The organism is Algoriella sp., assembly GCF_036647415.1.
GTDB lineage: Bacteria > Bacteroidota > Bacteroidia > Flavobacteriales > Weeksellaceae > Empedobacter.
Genome location: NZ_JAVXKG010000017.1, coordinates 22,215 through 48,040, shown reverse-complemented (window position 1 = coordinate 48,040; position 25,826 = coordinate 22,215). Strand labels below are relative to the sequence as shown.

The following is a 25,826-nucleotide window of genomic DNA, read 5'->3' as shown; positions in this document are numbered from 1 at the left end:
AATTAAGAATATAACAATGATTTGTAAACAAAAACTAAAACAATAAGTACGAGTAAAACGATCAGAAACCACCAATAAGTTCCAGCAAACCATTTCAGAAACTCTAGAAAACCTGGTTTTCTTTCTAAAGACTCATCTTTTGGAAATTCATCCTCCTTTTCTATTATTTCTTCTGGTAATTCTTCTTCAACTTTTGGTTCATCGATTGGTAAATCTTCTACAATTTCATCCTCAAGAACCGGTTCATTATTTTCACCAATTGGCTCTGTTATGTTTTCTACTATTGGCGTATTTTCTTCAATAATTTCTTCTTCTATCGGAGGATTAGCTAATTGTAAGGCAGGTTTATAAATTTGGCTATTTTCAAATTTCCATCCCCAAACTATAGAAATATCTTTTCCGTTCGTATAAATAAAATTATCTTGCTCATTGAACACTTTTTCTAAAATCTCTGCCCAATTAATCGCATCTTGATCGCGTTGAGATTTAAAATTTTCAATACGTTGTTTTATAACTTCTAAAAACTCATAATATTTACGATAAGCAAACTCTTCGTGTTCAGAACCTTGTGCATTTACAAGATTTGGATAAATTGAAAACCATTCTATATTATATCCACTTTTAATTGGTTTTGCTAATAAATTGCGGTATTGTTGATCTATATTAAATGTCAAAAAATTCGTAATTCTATCATAATGGTTAAACAGATAATTATTATCATGCGACAAAGGCAAATAATGATCTGTTGCTATTTCGTAAAATTTATTCATACTCTAGTTGAAGATTAAAATTAGTAAGGTTTTGGATGTATGATTTCAGTTGTAAATTTGCTTGCTCATCGTAGTTGACAAAACCACAGTTCACTAGCAAAGAAATTCTCAAAAACTCAATCCATTTATTATATTTTTCTAACATAATTGCTTCCGAATTCAAAATTGCAGACTCCTCAAATAAATCAGATAAATCATTATTTGGTTCTAAATTAAATTTTTGATAATTAATAAATTGACGATAATTCGGCATTTTATTAATTTCTGAAATTTCATCTTTTGAAAAGAAATCTAAGTCAAAATTGATGGTAATATCATTGATTATAGTAGAAAATGTTTCGGCTAAAAACTCTTCAATACCTCTATTACTTTCCGTTTCTGAAACAATATCATTTAGCACTTTTGTCAATTTACTTTCGATATTTCTATTCTTAACAATTGAAAATAAATGATCGGCTAAAAAGACAATACTACTTTGAGATAATCCATTATTTGTAAAATATTGATAATTAGAAAAATTCATAATCTTCGATTTCCAATTTTCAAAAATCAACTCAGTATAAATTTCTGGTTTAGATTTTGAAACTTTTTGTTCAAACAACTTCGTTTTATCAATATTTTGATGGTGTAAAAAATCTTCAACTTCTTCACTCGTTCCTAGCCATAGACTAGATTTTAAGATTTCTATTGCTTCTTGATAAGATTTTGCATTTTTTAATTCTGGATATTGAAGGAACAAGATATTGCTTTGATCAAATGAATTATTACTTACTTGAGAAGAATCAACAACAATATTTTCGTTCAATAAATTGAAATTTTCTACCGTATCTGTTCCAATAATTTTAAGAAAAGAATTGAATGCATTTGTGTCTTTCGTCAAAATATTATTGAAGGAAAACTGAAATGTATTGGTATCCTTCATTCGATTTGCTCTTATCACTGAAACATCATCTGAATGTACAAGTGACTCTAAAAACGATTTTATATCAGTAATTAATTCGTTTAATTTATTCAAATAATAATTTGTCTTCGTATGATTATTTGAAACTAGATTAAGATTGTTGATAATACGTAAAGATCCGTCAGAATTGAGAGATGTAGAATCTTCCCAAACATCAGTTGGATTTTTAAAATGTTTATTTACGAATTCAAAATTCTCAAAAGATGATTTTAATGCATTCAAGTAATCAACTCTTTCAGGTTTTAAATTGGTTTCTCTACCTTCAATCTCAAAACCGTCAAATGTATCTGAGGAATATTTATAATCGCGTAATAAGTAAAAGTTTTGGAAATGATGATTCATCAACGTCCATTCTGTATCCCAATCTTTGGTTTGAGTAACAATCTCGTTTTTAAAAAAACGATTAAATCGAGTATCCCATTTGTAGTTTAAAGAATCTGAATCCTCTTTGTAATGTAAATCGTTTGTTATATCAAATTTTAACTGATTATTGAAAAATGTAAAAATTACAAATAACGGTGGAACTTCTGTATTTTGAAGCGCATTAGATCGTTCAATTTTATTTTCACCGATGTTATTTTTTATCCAATTAAAAAGTAATGCAGGAATCTCATTAACATCTAATTGTTTGTCATTTGTACAAAATAGTAAATTATTAATACTATAATTATCGGAATATTTATTGAATAGATAAGAAACCTTACCTCTCAACAACATATCAGGAATTATTTGGTTATCAATATCTTCTAATTCTATTGCCAAACGACTTCTTGCACCAGGAAAATCTAATAAATCTGATTGTTTTAAGAATGGTTTTTCATCCACCAATTCTTTTGGTACAGTAAAAATCAATTCTGACGTTAAAGCTGTAATCAACGATTGTAAAATCTGTACAACTTGTCCATCTTCCGTTTTAACTTGTGTAATGACAGATGATGTATAAATTTCTTTTAGACGTTGTACATCTAAGATTTCTCCTCCGCCACGTAAAACCTCATTAAATTTGATAAAGGCATTCTTAGAAAAATTAAATTTGACCAAAGAATCAATCAACAAACTATACAATTGATTTAGATTATCATTCTTTAACCATAAAATACTAAAGATAGATAACCATTGATTCTGCGAATAGTTTTTAATAATCATACCAACACGTTCAAAGAATTTAGATTCTCGTAAGCTCTCAAATAAAATGGTATGTTTTGATAAATGATTTTCGAAATATTCTTTGATTTCTAAAACATCAAAATCTGTTAAATAATCTTGTTGATTATCAGAGATATTTTGTTCTAACTTCTCTAGATGTTCATTCAAATCGGATAAAGCAACATATTTCTTGATTTTTTTGAGATCAAGAAAAAAGCTATCTAAAACGATTATTAAAATATCTTTTGCGGATAATAATTTTATCTGAATAGGAAAATCTGGAAATTTCAAGTTTTGATCTATTGTAAATCGTGTTACAACTCCCGTACTTTCTGCACCTACACCTGGAGGATTAATATCTTTTAAGAAATCATAATCTATTTCATTATTTTTTATAAGAAATGGTTCTCCTTCAGAACTTAATAAATTTTTTATTAGATATGATTTCCCAACTTGACTTCCTCCGAAAACTGCCATAACAGGCTTAGATTCTATATTCTCGTAAATTCTGTGAAATACATTTTTAGAATTTTTTATTTTTAAAAGAAACTGATCTTTTTCTTCATAACGTAGGTTTTCATTTCCCCAATTAATAAGCTGATCTAAAATAGAAACATTATTTTCTATTCCAAGTTTTATTGTATTTATAAATTGATCTGAATAGTTTTTCATTTTAATTGCTTCTAATTCCTAATGTAAATTCGCATGTATCTAACCAATATCCATCTTCAGTTCCTAATGTTTGAGGAGTTAGTTTAAATAATTTTATTGGTAAATCATCTCCTTCATTATTCTCTATACTTTCTAAAAATATGTTTTCTTTCGATTCGTCATACTCTCTAGAAATCGTAATTTTTAAAGGTAATTTTTCGAATATTTTGGCTTTTATTTTATTTATTTCTTCTTCTTTTCCTTCGGCACGTTGACTTATATAAGCCTCATTAATGCTTATACTATACAAATTTGAGATAGGATAATTTTTACTTTCATACTTAGAATAACCAAATTGAAAAGGCAAATTTTCAATCAAAATAGTATTTTCATTTTTCTTCGGAGTCAAAATGATTTCTGTTGAATCGAAGTCTTTTCTCAAAATATAATCAGCTGTAGAAATCACTTCTTTTCTTAAGGTTTCTATATTCAATTTCAAATCTTCTAAATTTTTCAGACGATTAGATGTTAAAGAGATCATAGCACCAACAGTTACCATTGTTTTAGCATCTTCTACATAACCTTTGTGATCAGAAAACGGGAACCATTTACCTATCCAATAAGTGTTGAGATTGATTAAATTATTCGGTGAAATTGATAAATATTTTAAGAATAAATTCTCTAAACTGTTTAACGACGCGGGTTTTCCTGATAAAACAATATAATCACAATTATAATGATTAAGAACTAAAGCTAATTGTTTTACCAATCCATCAAAAACTGATGCAATTATTTGATCTAATTTTTTAGGTTGGATTGTAAATTTGATATCAAGAAAACTGAAGCCAAAATGTCTTTCGAAATAACTAATTAAATCTTTATTTGTGAAAGATTTTCCTATTATTTCTTCAAAAGTTTTTACTTCAACTTCATTCTTATTCGAGTTATTTAGATAATACATCGCAATCGGAATAGCAACTTGATGAATAAATCCTTTTCTCATCATTTTCCCTAAATACCCTACTTTATTACTATCTACACCAAAAAAACCGTTTAGTTTATCTGATACATTATTAATGCCATTATTAATCGCGTAATTTTCTATAACTCCCGTACAACCTTCATCAATAGGACTATTAATTTTTCCTTCAATAATTACTTGTTGAATAATTTCTTTTAATAAATCATCTCCAGCAATTTTGAAACTGTCCCAATATTTTGGTTTAGGTTCTAATTCTATTGTTTTATTCTCTTGATTAAGCAAATAATCTGCAATCATAATATCTGTTGTTCCTGCACCAATATCAATAGAACCAATCGTTAAATTAGGTTTATTTTTATAAATGAAATTAGAAATTACATATTGATTACTATTTAATTTTTTAGAAATCAAACTATATAGAAATACTAGTTGACAACTCGTTGCCTCATCGTACATCCAATCTTTACGATCTTCTAATTCTGTGTTTTTCTTTTTTATATCTTCTATTGACGGAATAATCTCTGGCATTTCAAACCAAAATTTATTTTCATCTGAATCGAAATAAAATTTTACATAATTATTCAATAATTTACAAGCATCAACAGCCGCTTGTCTCAAAGCAACTTGTTCATATTGTATCATTGCTGTTGGGCAGGAAATTGTGATTCGTCGTAAAGTTCTTGGAATTGTTAAATTACCATGTTCTTGACGAAAATGAAAAGAATTAATTTGAATATAAGCGTGTATTAACATTTCTAAGAACACAAATTTCATCAAACTATTTCTTGAAAAAAGAGATTTAGATCCAAAAATTTCACCTTGTTTAGTTAATGATCCATCTGCATTTAGTTGCTCTGAAATTCCATTTAAGTAAACTTTTTTGATTCGATTCGTATAATCTGGTGAAAATTCCCATTCTATATTAGATGGATTATTATCCCATAAATATCTTTTTGGACTAGAGTTATATGTTTTTAATTCATATCCTAAATCCAAATTAATTCCTTTTTTGTTGATTAAATCATCTGCCTCGAAACCAATTCGAACAAAACTTGGTATAACAAATTTATTATTGTGGTATTTTTCTTTATTGATCTCTCCAAAATTAGATTCCTTGAAAATCAAATTCATCGGAAAAGGTTTATCATACTCAATGTGAGGTTGAGTATAATCTTGTATAATTAATTTTTTAACCTTATCAAACTGAATATTTTCATTATTATTATTCTCAAACAACAATGCACAAGTAGATGAATTTCCTACATCAATAACCAAGTCTACAGGTATTTTTTTTGTATCATCGGTAAAAAGCTGTATTTCTGGCAAATCCATTAATCTTGATAACCATTTCAGTAACAATAAATAATGAGAAATATATTGTTTAACAGGTTGTTCAAATCTTAAGTCTTCATTATTTCCGTAAAAAACATCTGCTATATACCCTTCTAACCATTTTGTTTGGCTATCATCATTATAAAGAAAATTACTAATCAAACTTTCTTCAAATTTTAATTTATATATATTTTCTTCTGGATTAAAACTTAGTTGCGGACTAGTTTTATCATACTCATTTTTTGCTAAACTTGTATCTATCGCAAGTACAAATTCTGCTTTCGAATAATCTTCATTGCATGTAATAAAAAGGCGAACCCAATCTGTCGGATAAGTTAAATCTTTGTTGATTGAATTATCTTTAAAAAATGGTAACGGAATCCATTTATTGTTAAAGTGTTTTAGAACTTTTTTTAGATTTGATAGTTCATAATATTCAGTAAAAGTTTTACAATCCTCTAAATTTGAATCACTTTTTAATTTATTATTGATAATATAATCCTTTTCAATTAGTTCGTTTTTACGATAAAACAAATCTTCATTATCTGTTTTAACTTTAAAAAGAGGATCATAGATAAAATCAAGTAAGTTATTGTCAAATGGTTGGTGAAAAAATAATTTATTATCTTTTCCAAAATCTAAATCAATATTTCTCGAAAATTTATGGTACTGTATACTCGAATTTGCTATTAAGGAAATTCTTAACATGTAAAAGTTGTTTTTATAATTTGGTTGTTTTAATTATTGTAAATATATAAAATGCATTTAAACAACTATATATTAATCATTACAATATTTAAAAATTATTGGAGATCAAAAAAACAAAATATTATTCAATATTAATTATGGTTTTCCGTAATTGTGGTAAAGTTTTTAGACAATTCTATTTTTTTTGATTAAGTTATAAATGATATTTTAAATTCTTGCACCTATTTATAATGTACATTTTATGAAAATAAACTAGCAAAATAGAGATTTAAGATTATTAACAAGCTCCGTAATAAATGTAAATGCACTAAAATTCCAATAAAAAAAATGCAACCAACTTGTTTCTGATTGATTATTCTTGTTTAATTATAAAATATAAAAAAATATAAAAATTTTTTGAAGCTACTTACTATATAGAAATTATGAATGGAAAGAGGGAGGAGATTTAAGAGGATACGGAGGAAGGGGGTGTATGAAATTAAATAAATATGGTTTATATTAGTAGGAGAATTTAAGTATTAGAGTAGAAATCGGACTAATGTCGGACTATTGAAAAACAAAAAAAGTTAACTATCTAAATACAAGACAATTAACTTTTTAATTGAGGTTCCTAGCGGATTCGAACCGCTGTGGACGGTTTTGCAGACCGCTACCTAACCGCTCGGTCAAGGAACCATTCCCGTTCTTTTGGATTGCAAATATAAGGATATTTTCAGAAAAAAAAAGTTTAAAACGTTTTTTCTAAAATTACACTTACTTTTTCTACATGTCCACCAATAGGAGGATTCAACTTAGATAATTTTACTTTTGCATACGTAACATTTGTAAGTTCCTGTCCTATACGATCTAAGACACGTTTACAAACATGTTCTAATAATTTTGAGCGAATTCCAACCTCTTCTTTCACAATTTTATTTAACGAAACATAATCCAACGCATCTACCAATTCATCCGATTCGCTTGCTTTTATAAAATCTGCATGCGCTTCCAAATCAACCAAATAATCAGATCCAATACGTGCTTCTTCGTCTAAACATCCGTGATTTGAATAGATTTTTATATTTTCTAAAATAATAATTCCCATAGTCCAAATATAAAAAAGACTTGCGTATTTCTACACAAGTCTTGTATTGTTTAATTTTTTTAACCTTAATTATTTTGCAGATGCAAATCTTTCTGCAACTTTATCCCAGTTAATTACACTGAAGAAAGCCTCAATATAATCAGGACGACGGTTTTGGTAGTTTAAGTAGTAGGCATGTTCCCAAACATCTAATCCTAAAACTGGAAATCCTTGTACATCAGCAACTGGCATCAATGTAGAATCTTGATTTGGAGTTGATGTTACCACAACTTTTCCATCTTTTACGATTAACCAAGCCCATCCAGAACCAAAACGTGTTGCAGCAGCTTTAGAAAACTCATCTTTGAAAGCTTCAAAAGAACCATAAGCAGCATTTATTGCTTCAGCAACTTCTGCAGTTGGTTGATTTGCTCCTCCTGGAGTTAAAATTTCCCAGAATAAGTTATGATTGTAAAAACCACCACCATTGTTACGAACCGCTGGTTTATCAGTTCCTTTTGCTAGAATTTCTTCGATTGTAGCGTTTGCTAAATCTGTTCCTTCTATCGCAGCATTCAAGTTATTTGTATATGCAGCATGATGTTTATCGTGGTGAATCTCCATTGTTTTAGCGTCAATGTGTGGTTCTAAAGCATCAAATGCGTAAGGTAATTTTGCTAATTCAAAAGCCATAATATTTTATTTTTTTAGATTTATTTCTTGCATAAAGATAATCAATAACTCAACAATAATAATTCCGAAGTGATAGAATTTTAACATTATTTAATAGTAAAAGCTTATTTTAGTAAAAGATTCTAAATTTTTGAAATGAAAATACTTTGGAAAATAATAAAATGGTTCATCATAATCATTTGTGTATTAATCCTAATTCTTTATGCTACAGGAAATGATTACATTTTTCGTGGCGTAAAACTAACTTATCTTAAAGGTGAAAAAACTGCAAATATTGATGATTATAAAGATTTTGATAATAATATAATTATGGCTGGAGCACCACGCGTTTGGCAGCAACATTTAGATTATAATCAATTTCCGTTATCTCCTAAATTCGAAAAAGAAATGAACGATTTCGGAACTGCAGGTTTTATTATCATTAAAGACAATCAAATCTTAAGTGAATATTATTTTAATGGTTATGCTCAAAATGATTTAACAAATTCTTTTTCTATGGCGAAAACTTTCACAACAATGATGTTAGGAAAAGCGATTGAACAAGGATATATCAAAAGTTTGGATCAAAAAATAACAGATTTTTTACCAGAATTTAAAAATGATAAATTTGGAGCTGAATGTACAGTTGGCGATTTATCTGCAATGACATCTGGTTATGATTGGGACGAAGATTATTATTTCCCACTAAATCCTACCGCAAAAGCGTATTATGGCGATGATATTATAAAACAAATGTTAGATAGAAAATTTGTTGCTCAGCCTGGTGGACATTTCAAATATCAATCAAGTGACACACAACTTTTAGGAATTGTAATAGAGCGTGCGCTAAAAAATAAATCATTATCACAATATTTTCAAGAAGAATTTTGGCAACCAATGGGTATGGAATTAGACGCACAATGGTCGAAAGATAATCCGAAAGGAATGGAGAAAACCTATTGTTGTTTCAATGCAACTGCACGAGATTTCGGAAAACTTGGACAATTATTATTGAATGATGGAAATTGGTACGGAAAACAAATTTTAGATTCTGCTTTTGTCAAGAAAATGGTTCTTCCAAACGCAAAAGCTTTCGCGCCAAATGAACCAAAAATTTATGGATATTCGGTTTGGATGGATTATGATTACAAAACACCTTTTTACTCTATGTTAGGGCATTTGGGACAGCGTGTAACGGTAATTCCTTCAGAAAAAATAGTGATTGTCCGAACTGGAAAAACACATAACGACCAGCCTAATAATCGTCCAATTGCAGACGGCGATGTATATCGATTAGTGGACGAAGCGATGCGTATTAATCAAAAAGTAAAAGAAAATGATCCAACGAATTCCTTACAGTAAAATATTATTTTTAGATATAGAAACAGTTCCACAAACTGATGATTGGAATCTTTTATCCGAAAGAACACAAGCTCTTTGGGAAAAAAAAACGGCTTTTCAACGCAATAATAATGAAGTTTCTCCAGAGGAATTTTACCACGAACGTGCTGGTATTATGGCAGAATTTGGAAAAATAGTTTGTATTTCTGTCGGAATTATTGTCAAAGATTCTTTTATTCATATCAAAAGTTTTTATGGTCATGATGAAAAGAAATTATTAGAAGATTTTAATTCTATGTTAGTTGAAAACTTTTTTAAACCAGATCATATTTTATGTGCGCACAACGGAAAAGAATTTGATTTTCCTTATATCGCTCGTCGAATGTTAATTAATCAAATAGAAATTCCGACAATTTTACAATTATTTGGTAAAAAACCGTGGGAAATTCAACATTTAGATACAATGGAATTATGGAAATTTGGTGACTATAAAAATTATACTTCACTTGATTTATTGGCTAATATTTTCGAAATTCCAACGCCAAAAGATGATATTGACGGCTCTCAAGTTGCACGTGTTTATTATGACGAAAATAATATAGAACGTATAAAAGATTATTGCGAAAAGGATGTTATAACGCTGATTAATGTTTTCAGAAAAATGCGCTACGACGGATCTTTACAGCGAAAAGAAGATTTATAAACAACAAAATCCGCTTATAAAGCGGATTTTGTTGTTTATATAGTGTAGAAAAATTAATTTTCATCATCAGAGGCAGAATCTGGCTCATCTTTATAATTTTCAATAAATTCTTCTTTTACTTTTAATTGTACTTGTTCCACAGAATTGCGGTACATTTTGATAATTGTCCCTGTGTATTCTTCTAAATCAATCAAATCACCTTCAACTAATTCACGATCAGGATAACTTTCAGAAATCAATCCAGCCAAAGTATCATAAAGTTCGCTTTCTTCAAATCTAAATGGAATTAAACGATTAATATCACTTATTACATTGTGTGCATTTACATTATAAACACCTTCTGAAACACGAGAAACTATCGGATCTTCATTATCATATTCATCTTGAATTTCTCCAACCAATTCCTCCAAAATATCTTCCATCGATACAATTCCTGCAACCTCACCAACTTCATTCGTTACAATTGCAAATTGCATGTGTTTTTTCTGAAATTGTTTCATTACATTTTTAATCAACGCGTTTTCTGAAATAAAAATTGGCTCACGCAACAAACCAGAAATATCTGTTTGATTTGGATTTTGAAGTAATTGTTTGATTAAATCCTTCGCGTAAATAACACCTTTTATATTATCAAATTCATCTTCGTAAACTGGATAGCGCGAATAACCTTCATTTATAGCAAAATCTAACGCCTCTTTTACAGGCGTGTTGATGTTGATTGCTGATACATTTTTACGCAAAGTTTGAATATTCATCACACGACGATCATCAAACTCAAATACATTTTGAATTAAATTACGTTCAGACTCCTCTATTGCTCCACCTTCAGTACTTTCTGTGATAATCATTTTCAATTCTTCTTCTGAGTGAATTTCTCCACCATGAATTGGATGAATACCAAAAGCACGTAAAATAACATTTGCTAAACCATTCATCAACATAATCAACGGTTTGAAAACAAAATAAAATGCGCGAAGTGGCCAAGCTACACTAAATGTAGTTTTTGTAGGATATTGAATTGCAATAGATTTTGGTGCTAATTCTCCAAATACAATGTGTAAAACTGTAATAATAACGAATGCAATAGGAAAAGCAGCATTATGAGCAATTACCGTCCAAGATGGCGATGTTAAACCAAAAATTTCAAATAATTTTATAATAACTGGCGAAAGAGAGCTTTCTCCAACCCAACCCAAACCTAAAGAGGCAAGTGTTATACCTAATTGTGTTGCTGCAAGGTAAGAATCTAAATGACTTACGATAAGTTTTGCAACGTTAGATGTACTTTCATTAATGTCTTGATTAACTTCAATTTGCGACGAACGCACTTTTACAATTGCAAATTCTGCTGCAACGAAAAAACCATTTAATAAGACAAGAAAAATTGTTAGCAAAAGTTTTGCTATAGAAATTTCATCGGTGACATTGTGATTAGCAACTAAAAACAATGTCGAAATCTGGGAGTATGTATCCATTCTTCGAATTTAAAATCTGGCATGTTTAAGTTTTTGAAAGCCAGAGAATCATTTCATCTAAATTAATAAAAAAATTAAAAATTACAACGTTTTGATTCGTAACAAATTTATGAAATAATTAAATACAAAATTTGAGAATTTAATGATTCGGAAAAATGCCTAAAAAATCACTAAATTTCCACTTCATTTCAAAGCATTCAATTTCATGCAAAAGCAAGCGTTAGAATATATCATTGAAGTAAAAAATCTTTCGATTTCTTTCGGAGATAAACAGGTTTTAAATAACATCAATTTCAAGGTTCATCAAGGTGATACATTAGGAATTGTAGGAGAATCTGGCTCGGGAAAATCGTTAACTTCTTTGGCTATTATGAGTTTATTGTCTCCAAATGCGACAATTGATCCAAAAAGTGAAATTCTTTTTCGCCAGAATGATGAAATGATTGATTTATTAAAACTTTCGCCAAAAGAATTAGAAAAAATTAGAGGAAATGAAATTGGAATGATTTTTCAAGAACCGATGACTTCTCTTAATCCAAGTTTGCGTTGTGGCGAACAAGTTGAAGAAGCGATTCGTTTACATCAAAATTTATCAAAAAGTGAAGCTAAAATAAAAGTTATTCATCTTTTCGAACAAGTAAAATTACCAAATCCAGAACGTATTTATAAAGCTTATCCACACGAATTATCGGGCGGACAAAAGCAACGTGTTATGATTGCGATGGCGATTTCTTGCGAACCAAAATTATTGATTGCAGATGAGCCTACAACAGCTTTGGATGTAACCGTACAAAAAGCAACGTTGGATTTACTGAAAGAATTACAAGAAAAACACAATATGAGTATGTTGTTTATTTCGCATGATTTGGGTGTAATTGCAAATGTTTGCGAAGAAGTTTTGGTCATGTTTCGTGGAAATGTAGTAGAACAAGGAAAAGTGGAAACAATTTTCAATCATCCAAAAGAAAACTACACAAAAGGTTTGATTGCTTGTCGACCAAGATTAGACGAACGTGCGAAACGTTTGCCAACTGTGAAAGATTTTCTGGAGAATCAAGATTTCAAAACTGAAATTTATACAGAAGAAGAACGAAATGAATTTCATGAAAAAATTTATGCAAATCCACCAATCTTAGAAGTTAAGAATCTAAAAAAATATTTTTATCCTTCAACTTTATTCGGAAATGCAAAAAATCCGAGTGTAAAAGCTGTAGATGATATTTCGTTTAAAGTATATCCTGGCGAAACAATGGGTTTGGTTGGAGAATCTGGTTCGGGAAAAACAACGTTAAGTAGAACAGTTTTGTTGTTAGAAAAACCAACAGCTGGTGAAATATATTATAAAGGAATAGATATTACAAAACTGAAAAAAGAAGAAATCAGAAAATTAAGACGTGATATTCAAATTATTTTTCAGGATCCATATTCAAGTTTAAATCCTCGTCAAACAGTTTTACAAATTATCACCGAACCTATGCAAGTGCATAAAATTGGAAAAAATAAAACTGAACGAATAGAAACTGCTGCAACACTATTAGAAAAAGTAGGATTAACAGTTCAAGATTTAGACAAATATCCACATGAATTTTCAGGAGGGCAACGTCAACGTATCGGAATTGCACGTGCATTAGCACTGAATCCTCAATTCATAATCTGTGACGAATCTGTTTCGGCATTAGATGTTTCGGTACAAGCACAAGTTTTAAACTTGTTAAATGATCTTAAATCAGAGTTTGGGTTTACCTATATATTCATCTCGCATGATTTGGCTGTTGTAAAATATATGAGTGATCAATTATTAGTGATGCAACATGGCGAAATGAAAGAATTAGATGATGCGGATAAAGTTTATGCACATCCCACAACAACGTATACAAAAGAATTGATAGATGCTATTCCGAAACTATAAACGGAAGTTGTAGAAAAGACAAAAGGGTATGAAATAAATTTCATACCCTTTCTAATATCCAATAATTGGAAGCTATTGAATATATATTAAAAAAAGCATTCAAAGTAGAATGCTTTTTTGTAGTCCCTAGGGGAATCGAACCCCTCTTTCTAGGATGAAAACCTAGTGTCCTAACCGATAGACGAAGGGACCTCCTTTCGTATTATTGTGGTGCAAAAATAAGCGTTTATTTTTACTTACCAAACAATTTTCGAAAATTTTTAATATTTTTTTTTATTAAGCCAAATTTGTAGTCCCTAGGGGAATCGAACCCCTCTTTCTAGGATGAAAACCTAGTGTCCTAACCGATAGACGAAGGGACCAACTTAAATATGAATTAATAATTCGTATATTTTTTTTTAAAGAACGTCTGTACTTTGCTTTGGGATTTTCAGAAAAGTCGATGTATAATTCTAAATTATTGAACCAAGTTGAATTATACAGCGACATTTTCATTCCCGATTAATCATCAAAACAAATATGATTAACCTTTACAAACAAAACACAAAAAACAATTTCCTTTACACAGTATTCTACTGGTTGTTTAATTAAAATCAACAACTATGAACAAGGAAAAAAAAGATTGCAATAAATGCAATCTATCTATTAATTTGTAGTCCCTAGGGGAATCGAACCCCTCTTTCTAGGATGAAAACCTAGTGTCCTAACCGATAGACGAAGGGACCACTTATATCTTTTATTAAGCTAATCCAGCGATGTGCTTAGCTAACTTAGATTTTAAGTTTGAAGCTTTATTCTTGTGAATAATGTTTCTTTTAGCTAATTTATCAATGATTGAAGAAACTTTTGGAAAAACTGTTTCTGCTTCATTCTTATCAGTTTCAGTTCTTAAAGCTTTGATAGCTGTACGAGCTGATTTGTGATAATATTTATTACGATCGCGTCTAACCGCTGATTGTCTAATTCTTTTTAATGCTGACTTATGATTTGCCATAACTTTAAATCTCTTTCTATTTTAGTTTGCAAAGATAAATACAAAAATTCAATCTTTCCAAAAAAATCTTACAAATTTCTAAAACACTTTTATGTAGCCCATAGGAGAATCGAACTCCTGTTTCCAGGATGAAAACCTGATGTCCTAACCACTAGACGAATGGGCCGCATGACGACTTACATTTCTTGTGAAAAGCGAGTGCAAATTTAGAACTATTTTTTAACTATCCAAATTAAAATGAACTATTTTTCGAATAAATAAATGTTAAAAAATGTTAAGGAAGTTAATATTTTGTCAAAATGAAACTTATATAGAATGAGTTATAGTATTAACAACTACTTTAGCGTCACTATTAAAATTTATACAAAGAAATCTCAATATATGAAAGCATCGATATTAGGTGTAGCTGCAGTAGTGTGCACGATGTTTATTACATCATGTTCATCTTTGACTCCTGTAAATGAGGCTACAGAATATTCCTCGAGAAGTTTCATTCCGAAACCAAGAGCTATTGAAGCTCAAGCTAAAATAATCAATAAACATGCCAATTTAGATATTTCGCCTATCGAAATTAACGATGAAGCAAAATCTATGGTTGTGTTAAACAGTGTTTTAGAAGAAACTAATGATTTATTCGCAGGATTTTTATTAAAAGAAGCAGAAACGTATATTGGTACACCATACCGATACGGAGGCACAACAAGAAGTGGTATTGATTGTTCTGCCTTTGTTAGAAACGTATTTGAAAGTTTTAATAAAAACTTACCTCGTGTTTCAGCTGATCAAGCAAGAGAAGGAATTGCAGTTTCTACGGATGATGCAAAAGAAGGAGATTTAGTTTTCTTTGCGACAAGAGGAAGAGGAAGAGTTTCACATGTTGGTATTGTACATGGAAGAAATGCTGACGGAGTTTTAGAATTTATTCATTCTTCTACATCTCAAGGCGTTATGGTTTCTTCTTTAAATGATAAATACTGGGGACCTAAATTTCTATATGTTAAGAGAGTTTTATAATCGAACATAATTTTATAATCATAAAAAAAGCATCAAGTTATCTTGATGCTTTTTTCGTTTTGTATATTTTTATTACTTTCTGTTATCTTTCAATACCATTCCAAAAAGTACAATTAGTGGTAAAATCATTCCTATAATATAATACGTATTGATTTGTAGAATTGTTGGATAATAAATAACAGTTGCTAACATCCCGACAATTGCTCCTCCTAAATGTGCTGAATGTCCTATATTACCAAGGTTTGTTCGCATTCCGTAAACTGAATATCCTAAATATAGAATTCCAAAAACCCATGCTGGAATTGGAATTGCAAAAAGCAAACGAAGCTCCATTTCAGGAAATGCAGCAATTGCAGCAAATAAAATTCCTGTTACTCCTCCCGAAGCTCCAACAGCGGAATAATAATTTTCTTTTTTATGAATTAATAATGATAATAAATTTCCGCCTATTACTGCTACTAAAAATATTAACAAGAACATTCCGTAACCCATTTTTAGATTTCCTTGAGAAAAATCTCCGAAAAGAAAACCTTCTGGACTTGCAAAAAAACCAATTACTGTATTTGCAAAAAAGTATAAGGTTAACATATTAAACAACAAATGTGTAAAATCTACATGTAAAAACCCTGAGCTTAAAATCCTATAATATTCTTTATTATGTATAATTGAACCAACTTGAAATTTATATTTATCAAAAAAAGCATGATCATTAAAGCCTTTCCAGCTTACTAATATATTAAGCCCAATAACGCCTAATGCAACAATCGATATATCTCCCATTTATTCTTCTTCTAAAATTTCTTCTTCGTTATTATCTTCATCTATTGTATCAAATAAAGTTGGTTGCGTATCATCTTCAACTTCCTCCTCTATTTCATCAGGTTCATCAAAAGGCAAAGGTGCTAACACATTTATTTGCTTCAATTTATATGTTGTTAATTGATTTCCTTGCGCTTTTATTCCTTTTACGGTAATAAATTCTTCTACATTAATCACTTCTGGATCTTTTTCAAGACCTTTTATTTTCGGAAAAATTAATTCAATAACTGGTAAATAATCAGTTGAAATCACTTTTATTGACGATTTATCATCCTCTAATGTATAAAATGCTTGTGGTGAAAAAGTATCTTCTAAAAGAAAACGTTTCACAAAATAACGGTCTTTTTCAGCATCATAATAAACACAAGAAATAGGTTTTGTAGGTTTCCATTTTTCAATAATTTCTAATTCTTCATCAAAACGATTACTCAATTCGAACGAAACTAATTTGGCTTCACCTTTTTTATTAATTGTTAAAATTTTATCTTCTCCTTTGAAAGATCCCAATAAAATTCCCAATCCATCAGCGTTAAGACGTTTTGTATCTGTATCAAACCAAATTTGACGAGGCGCTAAAGTTGAAACACCCTCCTCTTTTAACTCGACTTTTTTGATTGGAAATTTAGTCACTAAGTTTCCTTTAGAAGCACGACCTTTTATCGCTAAATCGGCAAAATTAATATCAAATTTTAACTTTTTGATGCGTTGATGTGTTTTCAAAATTACTGAAACTACTTCCGCTTCACCATTAGGATTTGCCGAAAAATAAAGAACTTCAGAACCTTTGTTACCAGCCGTCAAATCGTATTCTTTATCGCGTGTAATTCCCGTAACAGCAAAACGTTTTTGATAAGCTGGACCATTTTTACCATCGCGATAAATTAAATTATAGATGGTACGTTTATCATTTTTGTGCCAAATATCGATGTGAATAATTCCTTTTCCTACAAAAGTTTTTGCGTCAACTTTTGTTACAATCATCGAACCATCGTCTTTGAAAACTACGATATCATCAATGTCAGAACATTCAAATAAAAATTCGTCTTTTTTGAGAGAAGTTCCGATAAAACCTTCTTCTCTATCAACATAAAAACGTGTATTTGCTACTGCAACTTTTGTCGCGTCAATTGTATCAAACGTTCTTATTTCTGTTTTACGCTCTTTTCCTTTACCGTATTTCGTCTTTAGATTTTTGAAATATTCAACTGCAAAATCAATCAAATTAGCTAAATGATGTTTTACATTTTCGATTTTTTCTTCTAAAGATTCTATATACTGTTGCGCTTTATCTAAATCAAATTTAGAAATACGCTTAATTCTAATTTCTGTTAATCTGGTAATATCTTCTTCTGTAACTGGACGAATTAAATGCGCAATATATGGCTTCAATCCTTTATCTATCGCAGAAATAACACCTTCCCATGTTTCTTCTTCCTCGATATCATGATAAATTCTATTCTCGATAAAAATTCGTTCTAACGAAGAAAAATGCCATTGTTCTTGCAATTCGTCTAACTCAATTTCTAACTCACTTTTTAATAATTTTACAGTATTGTTTGTGTTATGCGTTAAAATCTCTGTGACAGTTAAAAACTCTGGTGTTTGATCGGTAATAACACAGGCGTTTGGTGAAACCGAAATTTCACAATCTGTAAACGCATAAAGTGCATCAATCGTTTTGTCTGGACTACTTCCCGGAACAAGATGAATCAAAATTTCAACCTCAGCGGCTGTATTATCTTCAATCTTTTTTATTTTTATTTTACCTTTTTCATTTGCTTTCAGAACAGAATCAATCAAAGAACCCGTTGTTGTACCGAAAGGAATTTCAGTAATTTTTAAGATTGTTTTGTCTTCTTGTGAAATTTTTGCTCTAATACGAACTTTTCCACCGCGAAGACCATCATTATAATCAGAAACATCAATTGAACCAGCCGTTAAGAAATCTGGGAAAACCTGAAATTTCTTTCCTCTAAGATGCGCAATTGAAGCGTCAATCAATTCAATAAAATTATGCGGTAAAATCTTTGTTGATAAACCAACTGCAATCCCTTCTACTCCTTGCGCTAAAAGCAAAGGAAATTTTATAGGAAGATCTATTGGCTCTTTATTACGACCATCATAAGAAGGTTGCCATTTTGTAGTTTTAGGATTATAGACAACTTCTAATGCAAATTTAGTTAAACGCGCTTCTATGTAACGAGAAGCCGCAGCACGGTCGCCAGTATAAGTATTACCCCAGTTTCCTTGCATATCGATCAATAATTCTTTTTGACCAATTTGCACCATTGCATCCGAAATCGCCATATCTCCATGTGGATGATATTTCATCGTATTTCCGACAATGTTCGCTACTTTATTATATCGTCCGTCTTCTAACTCGCGCATCGAATGTAAAATTCGACGTTGAACTGGCTTCAAACCATCATAAATAGACGGAATTGCGCGTTCTAAAATTACATAAGAGGCATAGTCAAGAAACCATTCTTGGTACATACCAGAAACTTTCTTGATGCTCTCTTGATTGTCTTGCATCATGTTAAATTACTACTTCTACGTTAGTTTTGATATGATAATTAGTTTCTACAATTTTATCTAACTCACTCAAAATACTATTAATATTAAGTTTAGAAATATAAGCTAAACGAAATTTTACTTTTGTTAATTGTGATGGATTTTTTTTACTGTTGATGTAAAAAATTATTCCTTTTGAAATTAATCCGTTCTGAAATTCATATTTGATTAATTTATATTTTGGTAAATCAATTTTATTTGATTTTGAATCAAGAAATGATAAAAAACCAACATTTTTTGTCTCAAAGGTTATTGTTTCACCTTTTGTATCTATTGCAAAAAATTGATTGCCCATTCTTGAGCTTAAAAAAATCAAGAATACAATAAATAGAGTGACCACATAAGGTGGTATAGTATGGTATTTATTAGGCAAAATACCAAAATACATGATAAGGTTTAGAATGATTAAAATAACGATTGAGAAATTCAGCGCTTTAAAAAGCTGAATTACATTTTTATTATTCTTTTTCATAATTAATATAGGTTTTAGGTAAAGATTGGTTTGATTTAATTTTTTATAGACTCTATTGCTAAATTATTAATAATAAACTCTTGTCTTGTTGGGGTATTTTTTCCCATATAAAATTCTAAAAGACTTTCTATTGTTTGATCTTTACCGATCATAACTGGCTCTAAACGAATATCTTTTCCGATAAAATTTTTAAATTCATCTGGAGAAATTTCACCAAGACCTTTAAAGCGTGTAATTTCAGGGTTTTTAACTTCTTCCAATGCTTTTAGACGCTCTGGTTCTGAATAACAATATCGCGTTTCCTTCTTATTTCTCACACGGAAAAGTGGCGTTTGCAAAATATACAAATGTCCTTCTTTTATCAATTCTGGGAAAAATTGTAAGAAAAATGTAATAATCAACAAACGAATGTGCATACCGTCTACATCGGCATCAGTTGCAATAACTACATTATTATAACGTAAATCTTCTAATCCTTCTTCAATATTAAGTGCCGCTTGCAAAAGATTAAACTCTTCGTTTTCGTACACAATCTTTTTTGATAATCCATACGAGTTTAATGGTTTTCCACGTAAACTAAAAACGGCTTGCGTTTCTACACTTCTACTTTTGGTAATTGATCCACTTGCTGAATCTCCCTCTGTAATAAAAATTGTAGAATCAAGTCGTAATTCCGCTTTTGGATCATTATAATGTTGGCGACAATCTCTTAACTTTTTGTTGTGTAAACTTACTTTTTTGGCACGATCTCGGGCTAATTTTCTAATTCCAGAAAGTTCTTTACGTTCTGTTTCAGATTGTTTTATTTTACGCTCAAGCGCTTGTGCAACTTCAGTATTTTTATGTAAAAAATTATCAAGATTCGTTTTGATAAAATCATTAACAAACGTACGAACCGTCGTCATTCCTGGTCCAATTTCGTTAGAACCTAACTTTGTTTTGGTCTGAGATTCGAAAACTGGCTCAATAACTTTTATAGCAATTGCTCCAATAATTGATTTTCTGATATCAGCAGGATCATAATTTTTGTTATAAAATTCGCGAACAGTTTTTACAATAGCCTCCTTAAAAGCTGTTAAATGCGTACCTCCTTGCGTTGTATTTTGTCCATTCACAAAAGAATAATAAGTTTCCGAATATGATTTCGAGCTGTGCGTCATCGCGATTTCAATATCCTCTCCTTTAAGATGAACAATATCGTAAATCGTTTCTTCCTCTATATTATCTTTCAATAAATCCTTTAAACCATCTTTCGAAAAGAATTCTTCTCCATTGAAAATGATTTTCAATCCTGGATTTAAGTAAACATAGTTTTTCAACATTTTGTCTACATATTCTTTTCTAAATTTGAAATTAAGAAAAATCGTTTTATCTGGAACAAATGTAATTTTAGTTCCTTTGCGCAAAGACGTTTCTTTTTCGTCTTCTTGCCCGATTAAATTTCCTTTTTCAAATTCTGCAATACGGGTTTTTCCATCACGAATAGACTGTACTTTAAATGATGATGACAACGCATTTACAGCTTTTGTACCAACACCGTTCAATCCTACAGATTTTTTAAATGCTTGCGAATCGTATTTACCACCAGTATTCATTTTAGAAACAGCGTCAACCATTTTTCCTAAAGGAATTCCACGTCCATAGTCACGAACAACTACTTCTTCTTCGCGCAAATTAATCTCAATTGTTTTTCCTGCACCCATCACAAATTCATCGATACAGTTATCTACAATTTCTTTCAGTAAAATATAAATACCATCATCCTGCGACGAACCATCTCCTAGCTTCCCGATGTACATACCAGGTCGCATACGAATGTGCTCTCGCCAGTCTAAGGTTTTTATATTATCCTCAGTATAATTTACTTGATCTATTTCTGACATTTGAGTTGTTAAGTGTTTTTAAACGAGTTTTACAAAAATAAGAAAAATTTAATAAAATATTATGGTTTATTGTTTTGATTTTGAGTAAAATCACGCTAATTTAACTTTATGATAAAATCAAAGCTACCACACGTTTCTACGACTATTTTCTCTGTAATGAGCCAATTAGCACAAAAAAATAATGCTATAAATTTGGCGCAAGGTTTCCCAGATTTTAATACAGATTCTGAATTAATTAACCGTTTAAATTATTATTCGACACAAAATTACAATCAATACGCGCCAATGTTTGGCGTCGAAAAATTAAGAATCTTACTTTCCGAAAAATATTCTAAACTTTATGATTCTGATTATGATTTTCAGAATGAAATAAATATAACATCTGGTGCAAGCCAAGCCATTTTTAATGTCATTTCTACTTTAGTTTATCCAAATGATGAAGTAATTATTTTTGAACCTGCATACGATTTGTATCAACCAACGGTCGAATTATTTGGAGGAAAAGTTATTCCTATTCAATTAAAATATCCCGAATATTCTATTGATTTTGAAGAATTAAAACAAAAAATAACGGATAAAACGAAATTAATTATCATCAATAATCCGAATAATCCATCTGGACGAATTTTATCTGAAGAAGATTTAAAGCAATTTGAGAAAATTATCAGTGAAACAAACGCTTATATTTTGGCTGATGAAGTTTATGAACACATTACTTTTGACGGAAAACAACATCAAAGTTTTGCGAAATTGAAAACCTTAAAAGACCGTGTTTTTATAGTTGGTTCATTTGGAAAATTATTTCATATTACGGGTTGGAAAATCGGTTATATTTTAGCTGAAAAAGAATTGATGAAAGAGTTTAGAAAATGTCATCAATTCAATACTTTTTCTACACATACTCCATCGCAATATGCAATTGCAGATTATATGGAAAACCCCGATCATTACTTATATCTGAATGATTTTTTCCAAGAAAAAAGAAATCTTTTTATTGATGGATTAGCGTCTACATATTTTGATATTTTACCATGTGAGGGAACTTATTTTATGAGTGCAAATTATTCAAAAATAAGTAATCTATCCGACGATGAATTTGCAAAAGAATTAACCATAAAACATAAAGTTGCAACAATTCCGTTTTCGGCATTTTATCAGGATAAAACAGATCATAAAGTAATCCGTTTTTGTTTTGCAAAGAAAGATGAAACTTTAGAACAAGCTCTAGAAAAACTAACCAAATTATAACAAAAAAGGCGTTTATTATAAACGCCTTTTCTTAAAATTATTTTTTAATTATTTTTCTTGAAATAACCTCATCATTCGTATAAAAATTAACGATATAAATACCTTTTGGTAAATTTGAAATGTTCATTTCAGAGTGATTTACATTTGAAATAAGTTTTCCTGACAAATCAAATAATTTCACTTTTTTCACATCATTTAGACCTGATATTTTAACCAAACCATTCGCTTCATCTTGATAAACAGCCACTTTTGATTTATTAACATCATTTGTTGATAATTGAGATTGGGTAATTACAACATCATCTAAGCCAATATAAAAAATATCTGGTGATTTATAATGTCTAAAAACCAATTGAATATTTTGTCCTGCATAGCTCGAAATGTCTACATTAACGTTTTTCGCAACATCTTCATAAGAAGCATCTAATGTTTCTTCAAAAACTGGTGTTTCCGAACCTGTAAAAGTTGAATTAGCAGGAATTGCATAAACCGCATAATGTTCATTAAACAATTCAACATCTCCAGAAGCTACTTTAAAATCTAACATAATATTATTTCCTTCTGGTAATTTTATTGAAGGACTTGTTAATGTATTATCAGGATCAAAGGCGTCAAAATACCATGAAAAAGACGCTGCAAAATCTCCAGAAAAATTAGGTAACTCATTTTCTACTGCATTTAAGAATTCCCAGGTATCATCGTCTCCATCTCGATCTCCTATTGTCCATAGCGCTTGTTTTTCTGGAGTATCAAAATTCTCTTCGAAAATTACTGTTTGCGCAGACAGTTGAGAAGTAAGCATTAAAGCACTTAAAAAAAATAAATTTTTAATCATATATAATTGTGTTAAAATATTAATTGTGATAAATATATATAAAAAAAGGCTCAATCAAAAAGATTGAGCCAAACATTAAAAAAATATATTATTTTATCTTATACATTAAATAAGAAGTGCATAATATCACCATCTTTTACAATGTAAGTTTTTCCTTCTACGTTTAATTTTCCTGCTTCACGGCATTTAGCTTCAGAACCGTAAGTAATAAAATCTTCAAATTTAATTACCTCAGCACGAATAAATCCTTTCTCGAAATCAGTGTGAATAACTCCTGCAGCTTGTGGTCCTGTAGAACCTTTTTTGATTGTCCAAGCACGTACTTCTTTTACACCCGCTGTGAAATAAGTCTCTAAATCTAACAATGTATAAGCCGAACGAATCAAACGATTAACTCCTGGTTCTTGTAAACCTAATTCTTCTAAAAAGATTTGACGTTCGTCAAAAGTTTCTAATTCATTGATGTCAGCTTCAATTTGCGCTGCTAAAATTAACACTTCTGCGTGCTCATCTTTTACGGCTTCTTTTACTTTCTCCACCCATTCGTTTCCATCTTTTGCCGCAGCTTCATCTACATTACATAAATAAAGCACTGGTTTAGCCGTAATCAATTGTAATGTATCTACAATTTCTTGCTCTTTTTCATCTAAATCCATTTCACGAACATTCTTCAACTCCTCTAAGTGAGCCGTAACAGCAGTTAAAATTTCTACTACTTTTTGTTCGTCTTTATTTCCTGCTTTCGCTGCTTTTTTAGATTTATCAATACGTTTTGTAACTGTATCTAAATCTTTTAATTGCAATTCGATATCAATCGTTTCTTTATCACGAATAGGATTAATAGAACCATCAACGTGTGTAATATTTTCGTTTTCGAAACAACGTAAAACGTGAATAATTGCATTACACTCGCGGATATTTCCTAAGAATTGGTTTCCTAAACCTTCTCCTTTACTCGCTCCTTTTACCAATCCTGCAATATCAACAATCTCTACAACTGCTGGCACAACGCGCTCCGGGTTCACAATTTCTTCTAATTGATTAAGACGAGTATCTGGCACAGAAACAGTTCCTACATTAGGTTCTATAGTACAGAAAGGATAGTTTGCCGATTGTGCTTTTGCATTTGACAAACAGTTAAATAAAGTAGATTTACCTACGTTTGGTAATCCAACAATTCCACATTTCATATATGATGTATCTTATTTTTAAACAATTGAATAATAGAACTTCTGTCCTAAAATTTGGTGCAAAGATAATGATTTCATTTTTTAATCTACTAACGTGCAGAAACTCTGTTCAATTTTATATTGAGAATATTTCCCGAAAAAGACTTCATTTCACCTAAAAAACAATCGCAATTTGGTTGATAAATCAAACTATAATAATTGGACGATTTATCTAAATTAATTTTTCTGAATTTGAGTTGAGGATACTTAAAGCCTACCGAATCTGTTTTATCTTTTTCGTAACCATCATTAAAGTCGAATTCAATTTTCAATGTATTTTCATCTTTTTTAATATCAATCAAAGCTGCATTGTGTGTCACGGGAACACTTGTTTTCTCGGTTTTATATCCTAAAAATTCTTGTTCCCATTTTCCTTCAATTGTTTTTATTTTATTTGACGCACAACTTGTAAATAAAATCAGTATTCCAAATCCGTAAAAATGTTTCATAAGGTGTTAGTTTTTTATTGAAAATACTATTTATTTATTAAATTTACTTAAATACTTATTATAATGAAATTAAAACCTTTAATCGTTAGTCTTATGATTCTTTTTGCAGGAATTGTAAACGCACAAACAGCAACAGAAATATTAGCGAAAGCTCAAAACCAAGCGAAAGTCGAAAATAAAAATGTCTTTCTAATTTTTCATGCCTCATGGTGTGGTTGGTGTAAAAAAATGGAAAAAAACATGGACGATCCTATTGTAAAATCATATTTTGATTCTAATTATGTAAAAACTTTTATCACGGTACAAGAACGTGCAGAGAAAAAGAATTTAGAAACACCTGGTGGTGCAGAAATTAACGAGAAATTAGGTGGAAAAGATCAAGGTTTACCATTTTGGGTGATTTTAGATGCAAACGGAAAAGTTTTGGAAGATTCTCGTGTAAATGGTGAAAACATTGGTGGTCCTGCTTCTGAAGATGAAGTTGGAAACTTAATTGCAAAATTAGAAACAACATCGAAAAATGAAAAAGTTAATCCAGAAAAAATAAAAGAAGTTTTTATCTTGAAAAAGAAATAAATTTATAACAATAAATCCGC

General features: G+C 30.0%; 20 protein-coding genes and 5 tRNA genes. 6 read left to right on the top strand and 19 right to left on the bottom strand.

What is annotated here, in order from left to right:
* Positions 1-2: 2 nt before the first annotated feature.
* The 6 genes from RSC72_RS08745 to RSC72_RS08720 form a co-directional block, all read right to left on the bottom strand.
* Positions 3-770, bottom strand: a complete 768-nt coding sequence (locus tag RSC72_RS08745) for a hypothetical protein (protein WP_291095416.1) — start codon at positions 768-770, stop codon at positions 3-5.
* Entirely contained in the window at positions 763-3,549 is a 2,787-nt protein-coding gene (locus RSC72_RS08740; protein ID WP_291095418.1) for a virulence factor SrfC family protein, read from the bottom strand. The genes RSC72_RS08745 and RSC72_RS08740 overlap by 8 nt, the downstream gene beginning before the upstream one ends.
* Before the next feature lies 1 nt (position 3,550).
* Positions 3,551-6,550, bottom strand: a complete 3,000-nt coding sequence (locus tag RSC72_RS08735; RefSeq protein WP_332546686.1) for a virulence factor SrfB — start codon at positions 6,548-6,550, stop codon at positions 3,551-3,553.
* A gap of 604 nt (positions 6,551-7,154) precedes the next feature.
* Positions 7,155-7,225: transfer RNA gene (locus RSC72_RS08730), tRNA-Cys, on the bottom strand.
* A gap of 52 nt (positions 7,226-7,277) precedes the next feature.
* Entirely contained in the window at positions 7,278-7,634 is a 357-nt protein-coding gene (gene folB / locus RSC72_RS08725; protein WP_332546687.1) for a dihydroneopterin aldolase, read from the bottom strand.
* Between the two features lie 69 nt (positions 7,635-7,703).
* Complete coding sequence (locus RSC72_RS08720; RefSeq protein WP_332546689.1) at positions 7,704-8,306, bottom strand: superoxide dismutase; 603 nt, start codon at positions 8,304-8,306, stop codon at positions 7,704-7,706.
* A gap of 135 nt (positions 8,307-8,441) precedes the next feature.
* On the opposite strand from RSC72_RS08720, the gene RSC72_RS08715 reads away from it, so the two are divergent.
* Positions 8,442-9,647, top strand: coding sequence for a serine hydrolase domain-containing protein (locus RSC72_RS08715; RefSeq protein WP_332566013.1), 1,206 nt, complete (start codon positions 8,442-8,444; stop codon positions 9,645-9,647).
* Complete coding sequence (locus RSC72_RS08710) at positions 9,622-10,329, top strand: 3'-5' exonuclease (protein WP_332543674.1); 708 nt, start codon at positions 9,622-9,624, stop codon at positions 10,327-10,329. Before RSC72_RS08715 ends, RSC72_RS08710 begins: the two co-directional genes overlap by 26 nt.
* A gap of 53 nt (positions 10,330-10,382) precedes the next feature.
* On the opposite strand, the gene RSC72_RS08705 is transcribed toward RSC72_RS08710, so the two are convergent.
* Positions 10,383-11,804, bottom strand: coding sequence for a hemolysin family protein (locus RSC72_RS08705; RefSeq protein WP_332543673.1), 1,422 nt, complete (start codon positions 11,802-11,804; stop codon positions 10,383-10,385).
* Positions 11,805-12,009: 205 nt separating this feature from the next.
* Between RSC72_RS08705 and RSC72_RS08700 the strand changes: the two genes are divergently transcribed.
* A complete protein-coding gene (locus RSC72_RS08700) occupies positions 12,010-13,713 on the top strand; it encodes an ABC transporter ATP-binding protein (protein WP_332543672.1) in 1,704 nt (567 codons plus the stop codon).
* Positions 13,714-13,833: 120 nt separating this feature from the next.
* On the opposite strand, the gene RSC72_RS08695 is transcribed toward RSC72_RS08700, so the two are convergent.
* The 5 genes from RSC72_RS08695 to RSC72_RS08675 form a co-directional block, all read right to left on the bottom strand.
* Positions 13,834-13,905 (bottom strand) — tRNA-Glu (locus RSC72_RS08695).
* A gap of 98 nt (positions 13,906-14,003) precedes the next feature.
* A tRNA-Glu gene (locus RSC72_RS08690) sits at positions 14,004-14,075 on the bottom strand.
* A gap of 291 nt (positions 14,076-14,366) precedes the next feature.
* Positions 14,367-14,438, bottom strand: a tRNA-Glu gene (locus tag RSC72_RS08685).
* A 14-nt stretch (positions 14,439-14,452) separates the two neighbouring features.
* On the bottom strand, positions 14,453-14,707 hold the full coding sequence (rpsT, locus tag RSC72_RS08680) for a 30S ribosomal protein S20 (RefSeq protein WP_332543671.1): 255 nt from the start codon (positions 14,705-14,707) through the stop codon (positions 14,453-14,455).
* Between the two features lie 94 nt (positions 14,708-14,801).
* Positions 14,802-14,873, bottom strand: a tRNA-Glu gene (locus RSC72_RS08675).
* 215 nt (positions 14,874-15,088) lie between these two features.
* Here RSC72_RS08675 and RSC72_RS08670 point away from each other — a divergent pair.
* Positions 15,089-15,721: a C40 family peptidase gene (locus tag RSC72_RS08670; RefSeq protein WP_332543670.1), complete on the top strand. Its 633-nt coding sequence runs from the start codon at positions 15,089-15,091 to the stop codon at positions 15,719-15,721.
* A 72-nt stretch (positions 15,722-15,793) separates the two neighbouring features.
* Here the strand turns inward: RSC72_RS08670 and RSC72_RS08665 are convergent, their stop codons facing one another.
* Genes RSC72_RS08665 through RSC72_RS08650 form a run of 4 tightly spaced genes read right to left on the bottom strand, consistent with a single transcriptional unit; the run spans position 15,794 to position 21,469 of the window.
* A complete protein-coding gene (locus RSC72_RS08665; protein ID WP_332543669.1) occupies positions 15,794-16,501 on the bottom strand; it encodes a rhomboid family intramembrane serine protease in 708 nt (235 codons plus the stop codon).
* Positions 16,502-19,075: a DNA gyrase/topoisomerase IV subunit A gene (locus RSC72_RS08660; RefSeq protein WP_332543668.1), complete on the bottom strand. Its 2,574-nt coding sequence runs from the start codon at positions 19,073-19,075 to the stop codon at positions 16,502-16,504.
* Positions 19,076-19,079: 4 nt separating this feature from the next.
* A complete protein-coding gene (locus tag RSC72_RS08655) occupies positions 19,080-19,586 on the bottom strand; it encodes a hypothetical protein (protein WP_332543667.1) in 507 nt (168 codons plus the stop codon).
* A 35-nt stretch (positions 19,587-19,621) separates the two neighbouring features.
* Positions 19,622-21,469, bottom strand: coding sequence for a DNA topoisomerase IV subunit B (locus tag RSC72_RS08650; RefSeq protein WP_332543666.1), 1,848 nt, complete (start codon positions 21,467-21,469; stop codon positions 19,622-19,624).
* A 108-nt stretch (positions 21,470-21,577) separates the two neighbouring features.
* Here RSC72_RS08650 and RSC72_RS08645 point away from each other — a divergent pair, with 108 nt between their 5' ends.
* The gene (locus tag RSC72_RS08645) at positions 21,578-22,717 is read left to right on the top strand and encodes a methionine aminotransferase (RefSeq protein ID WP_332543665.1); all 1,140 of its coding nucleotides are present in this window, start codon (positions 21,578-21,580) and stop codon (positions 22,715-22,717) included.
* Positions 22,718-22,754: 37 nt separating this feature from the next.
* Here RSC72_RS08645 and RSC72_RS08640 read toward each other — a convergent pair whose 3' ends face one another.
* The 3 genes from RSC72_RS08640 to RSC72_RS08630 all read right to left on the bottom strand — a co-directional run bounded on the left by RSC72_RS08640 (position 22,755) and on the right by RSC72_RS08630 (position 25,230).
* Positions 22,755-23,552, bottom strand: a complete 798-nt coding sequence (locus tag RSC72_RS08640) for a T9SS-dependent choice-of-anchor J family protein (protein WP_332543664.1) — start codon at positions 23,550-23,552, stop codon at positions 22,755-22,757.
* Between the two features lie 98 nt (positions 23,553-23,650).
* Entirely contained in the window at positions 23,651-24,742 is a 1,092-nt protein-coding gene (gene ychF, locus RSC72_RS08635; RefSeq protein ID WP_332543663.1) for a redox-regulated ATPase YchF, read from the bottom strand.
* An 89-nt stretch (positions 24,743-24,831) separates the two neighbouring features.
* A complete protein-coding gene (locus RSC72_RS08630) occupies positions 24,832-25,230 on the bottom strand; it encodes a hypothetical protein (protein ID WP_332543662.1) in 399 nt (132 codons plus the stop codon).
* Between the two features lie 63 nt (positions 25,231-25,293).
* Here RSC72_RS08630 and RSC72_RS08625 point away from each other — a divergent pair, with 63 nt between their 5' ends.
* A complete protein-coding gene (locus RSC72_RS08625; protein ID WP_332543661.1) occupies positions 25,294-25,806 on the top strand; it encodes a thioredoxin family protein in 513 nt (170 codons plus the stop codon).
* Positions 25,807-25,826 lie beyond the last annotated feature (20 nt).

What these genes read in the sequence shown, in the direction of transcription:
- RSC72_RS08700 (WP_332543672.1), top strand. Translation starts at nt 12,010, where the DNA reads ATGCAAAAGCAAGCGTTAGAATATATCATTGAAGTAAAAAATCTTTCG.
- ychF (WP_332543663.1), bottom strand. Translation starts at nt 24,742, where the DNA reads ATGAAATGTGGAATTGTTGGATTACCAAACGTAGGTAAATCTACTTTA.
- RSC72_RS08670 (WP_332543670.1), top strand. Translation starts at nt 15,089, where the DNA reads ATGAAAGCATCGATATTAGGTGTAGCTGCAGTAGTGTGCACGATGTTT.
- RSC72_RS08645 (WP_332543665.1), top strand. Translation starts at nt 21,578, where the DNA reads ATGATAAAATCAAAGCTACCACACGTTTCTACGACTATTTTCTCTGTA.
- folB (WP_332546687.1), bottom strand. Translation starts at nt 7,634, where the DNA reads ATGGGAATTATTATTTTAGAAAATATAAAAATCTATTCAAATCACGGA.
- RSC72_RS08745 (WP_291095416.1), bottom strand. Translation starts at nt 770, where the DNA reads ATGAATAAATTTTACGAAATAGCAACAGATCATTATTTGCCTTTGTCG.
- RSC72_RS08630 (WP_332543662.1), bottom strand. Translation starts at nt 25,230, where the DNA reads ATGAAACATTTTTACGGATTTGGAATACTGATTTTATTTACAAGTTGT.
- RSC72_RS08715 (WP_332566013.1), top strand. Translation starts at nt 8,442, where the DNA reads ATGAAAATACTTTGGAAAATAATAAAATGGTTCATCATAATCATTTGT.
- RSC72_RS08705 (WP_332543673.1), bottom strand. Translation starts at nt 11,804, where the DNA reads ATGGATACATACTCCCAGATTTCGACATTGTTTTTAGTTGCTAATCAC.
- RSC72_RS08660 (WP_332543668.1), bottom strand. Translation starts at nt 19,075, where the DNA reads ATGCAAGACAATCAAGAGAGCATCAAGAAAGTTTCTGGTATGTACCAA.
- rpsT (WP_332543671.1), bottom strand. Translation starts at nt 14,707, where the DNA reads ATGGCAAATCATAAGTCAGCATTAAAAAGAATTAGACAATCAGCGGTT.
- RSC72_RS08710 (WP_332543674.1), top strand. Translation starts at nt 9,622, where the DNA reads ATGATCCAACGAATTCCTTACAGTAAAATATTATTTTTAGATATAGAA.
- RSC72_RS08650 (WP_332543666.1), bottom strand. Translation starts at nt 21,469, where the DNA reads ATGTCAGAAATAGATCAAGTAAATTATACTGAGGATAATATAAAAACC.
- RSC72_RS08735 (WP_332546686.1), bottom strand. Translation starts at nt 6,550, where the DNA reads ATGTTAAGAATTTCCTTAATAGCAAATTCGAGTATACAGTACCATAAA.
- RSC72_RS08665 (WP_332543669.1), bottom strand. Translation starts at nt 16,501, where the DNA reads ATGGGAGATATATCGATTGTTGCATTAGGCGTTATTGGGCTTAATATA.
- RSC72_RS08640 (WP_332543664.1), bottom strand. Translation starts at nt 23,552, where the DNA reads ATGATTAAAAATTTATTTTTTTTAAGTGCTTTAATGCTTACTTCTCAA.
- RSC72_RS08720 (WP_332546689.1), bottom strand. Translation starts at nt 8,306, where the DNA reads ATGGCTTTTGAATTAGCAAAATTACCTTACGCATTTGATGCTTTAGAA.
- RSC72_RS08655 (WP_332543667.1), bottom strand. Translation starts at nt 19,586, where the DNA reads ATGAAAAAGAATAATAAAAATGTAATTCAGCTTTTTAAAGCGCTGAAT.
- RSC72_RS08740 (WP_291095418.1), bottom strand. Translation starts at nt 3,549, where the DNA reads ATGAAAAACTATTCAGATCAATTTATAAATACAATAAAACTTGGAATA.
- RSC72_RS08625 (WP_332543661.1), top strand. Translation starts at nt 25,294, where the DNA reads ATGAAATTAAAACCTTTAATCGTTAGTCTTATGATTCTTTTTGCAGGA.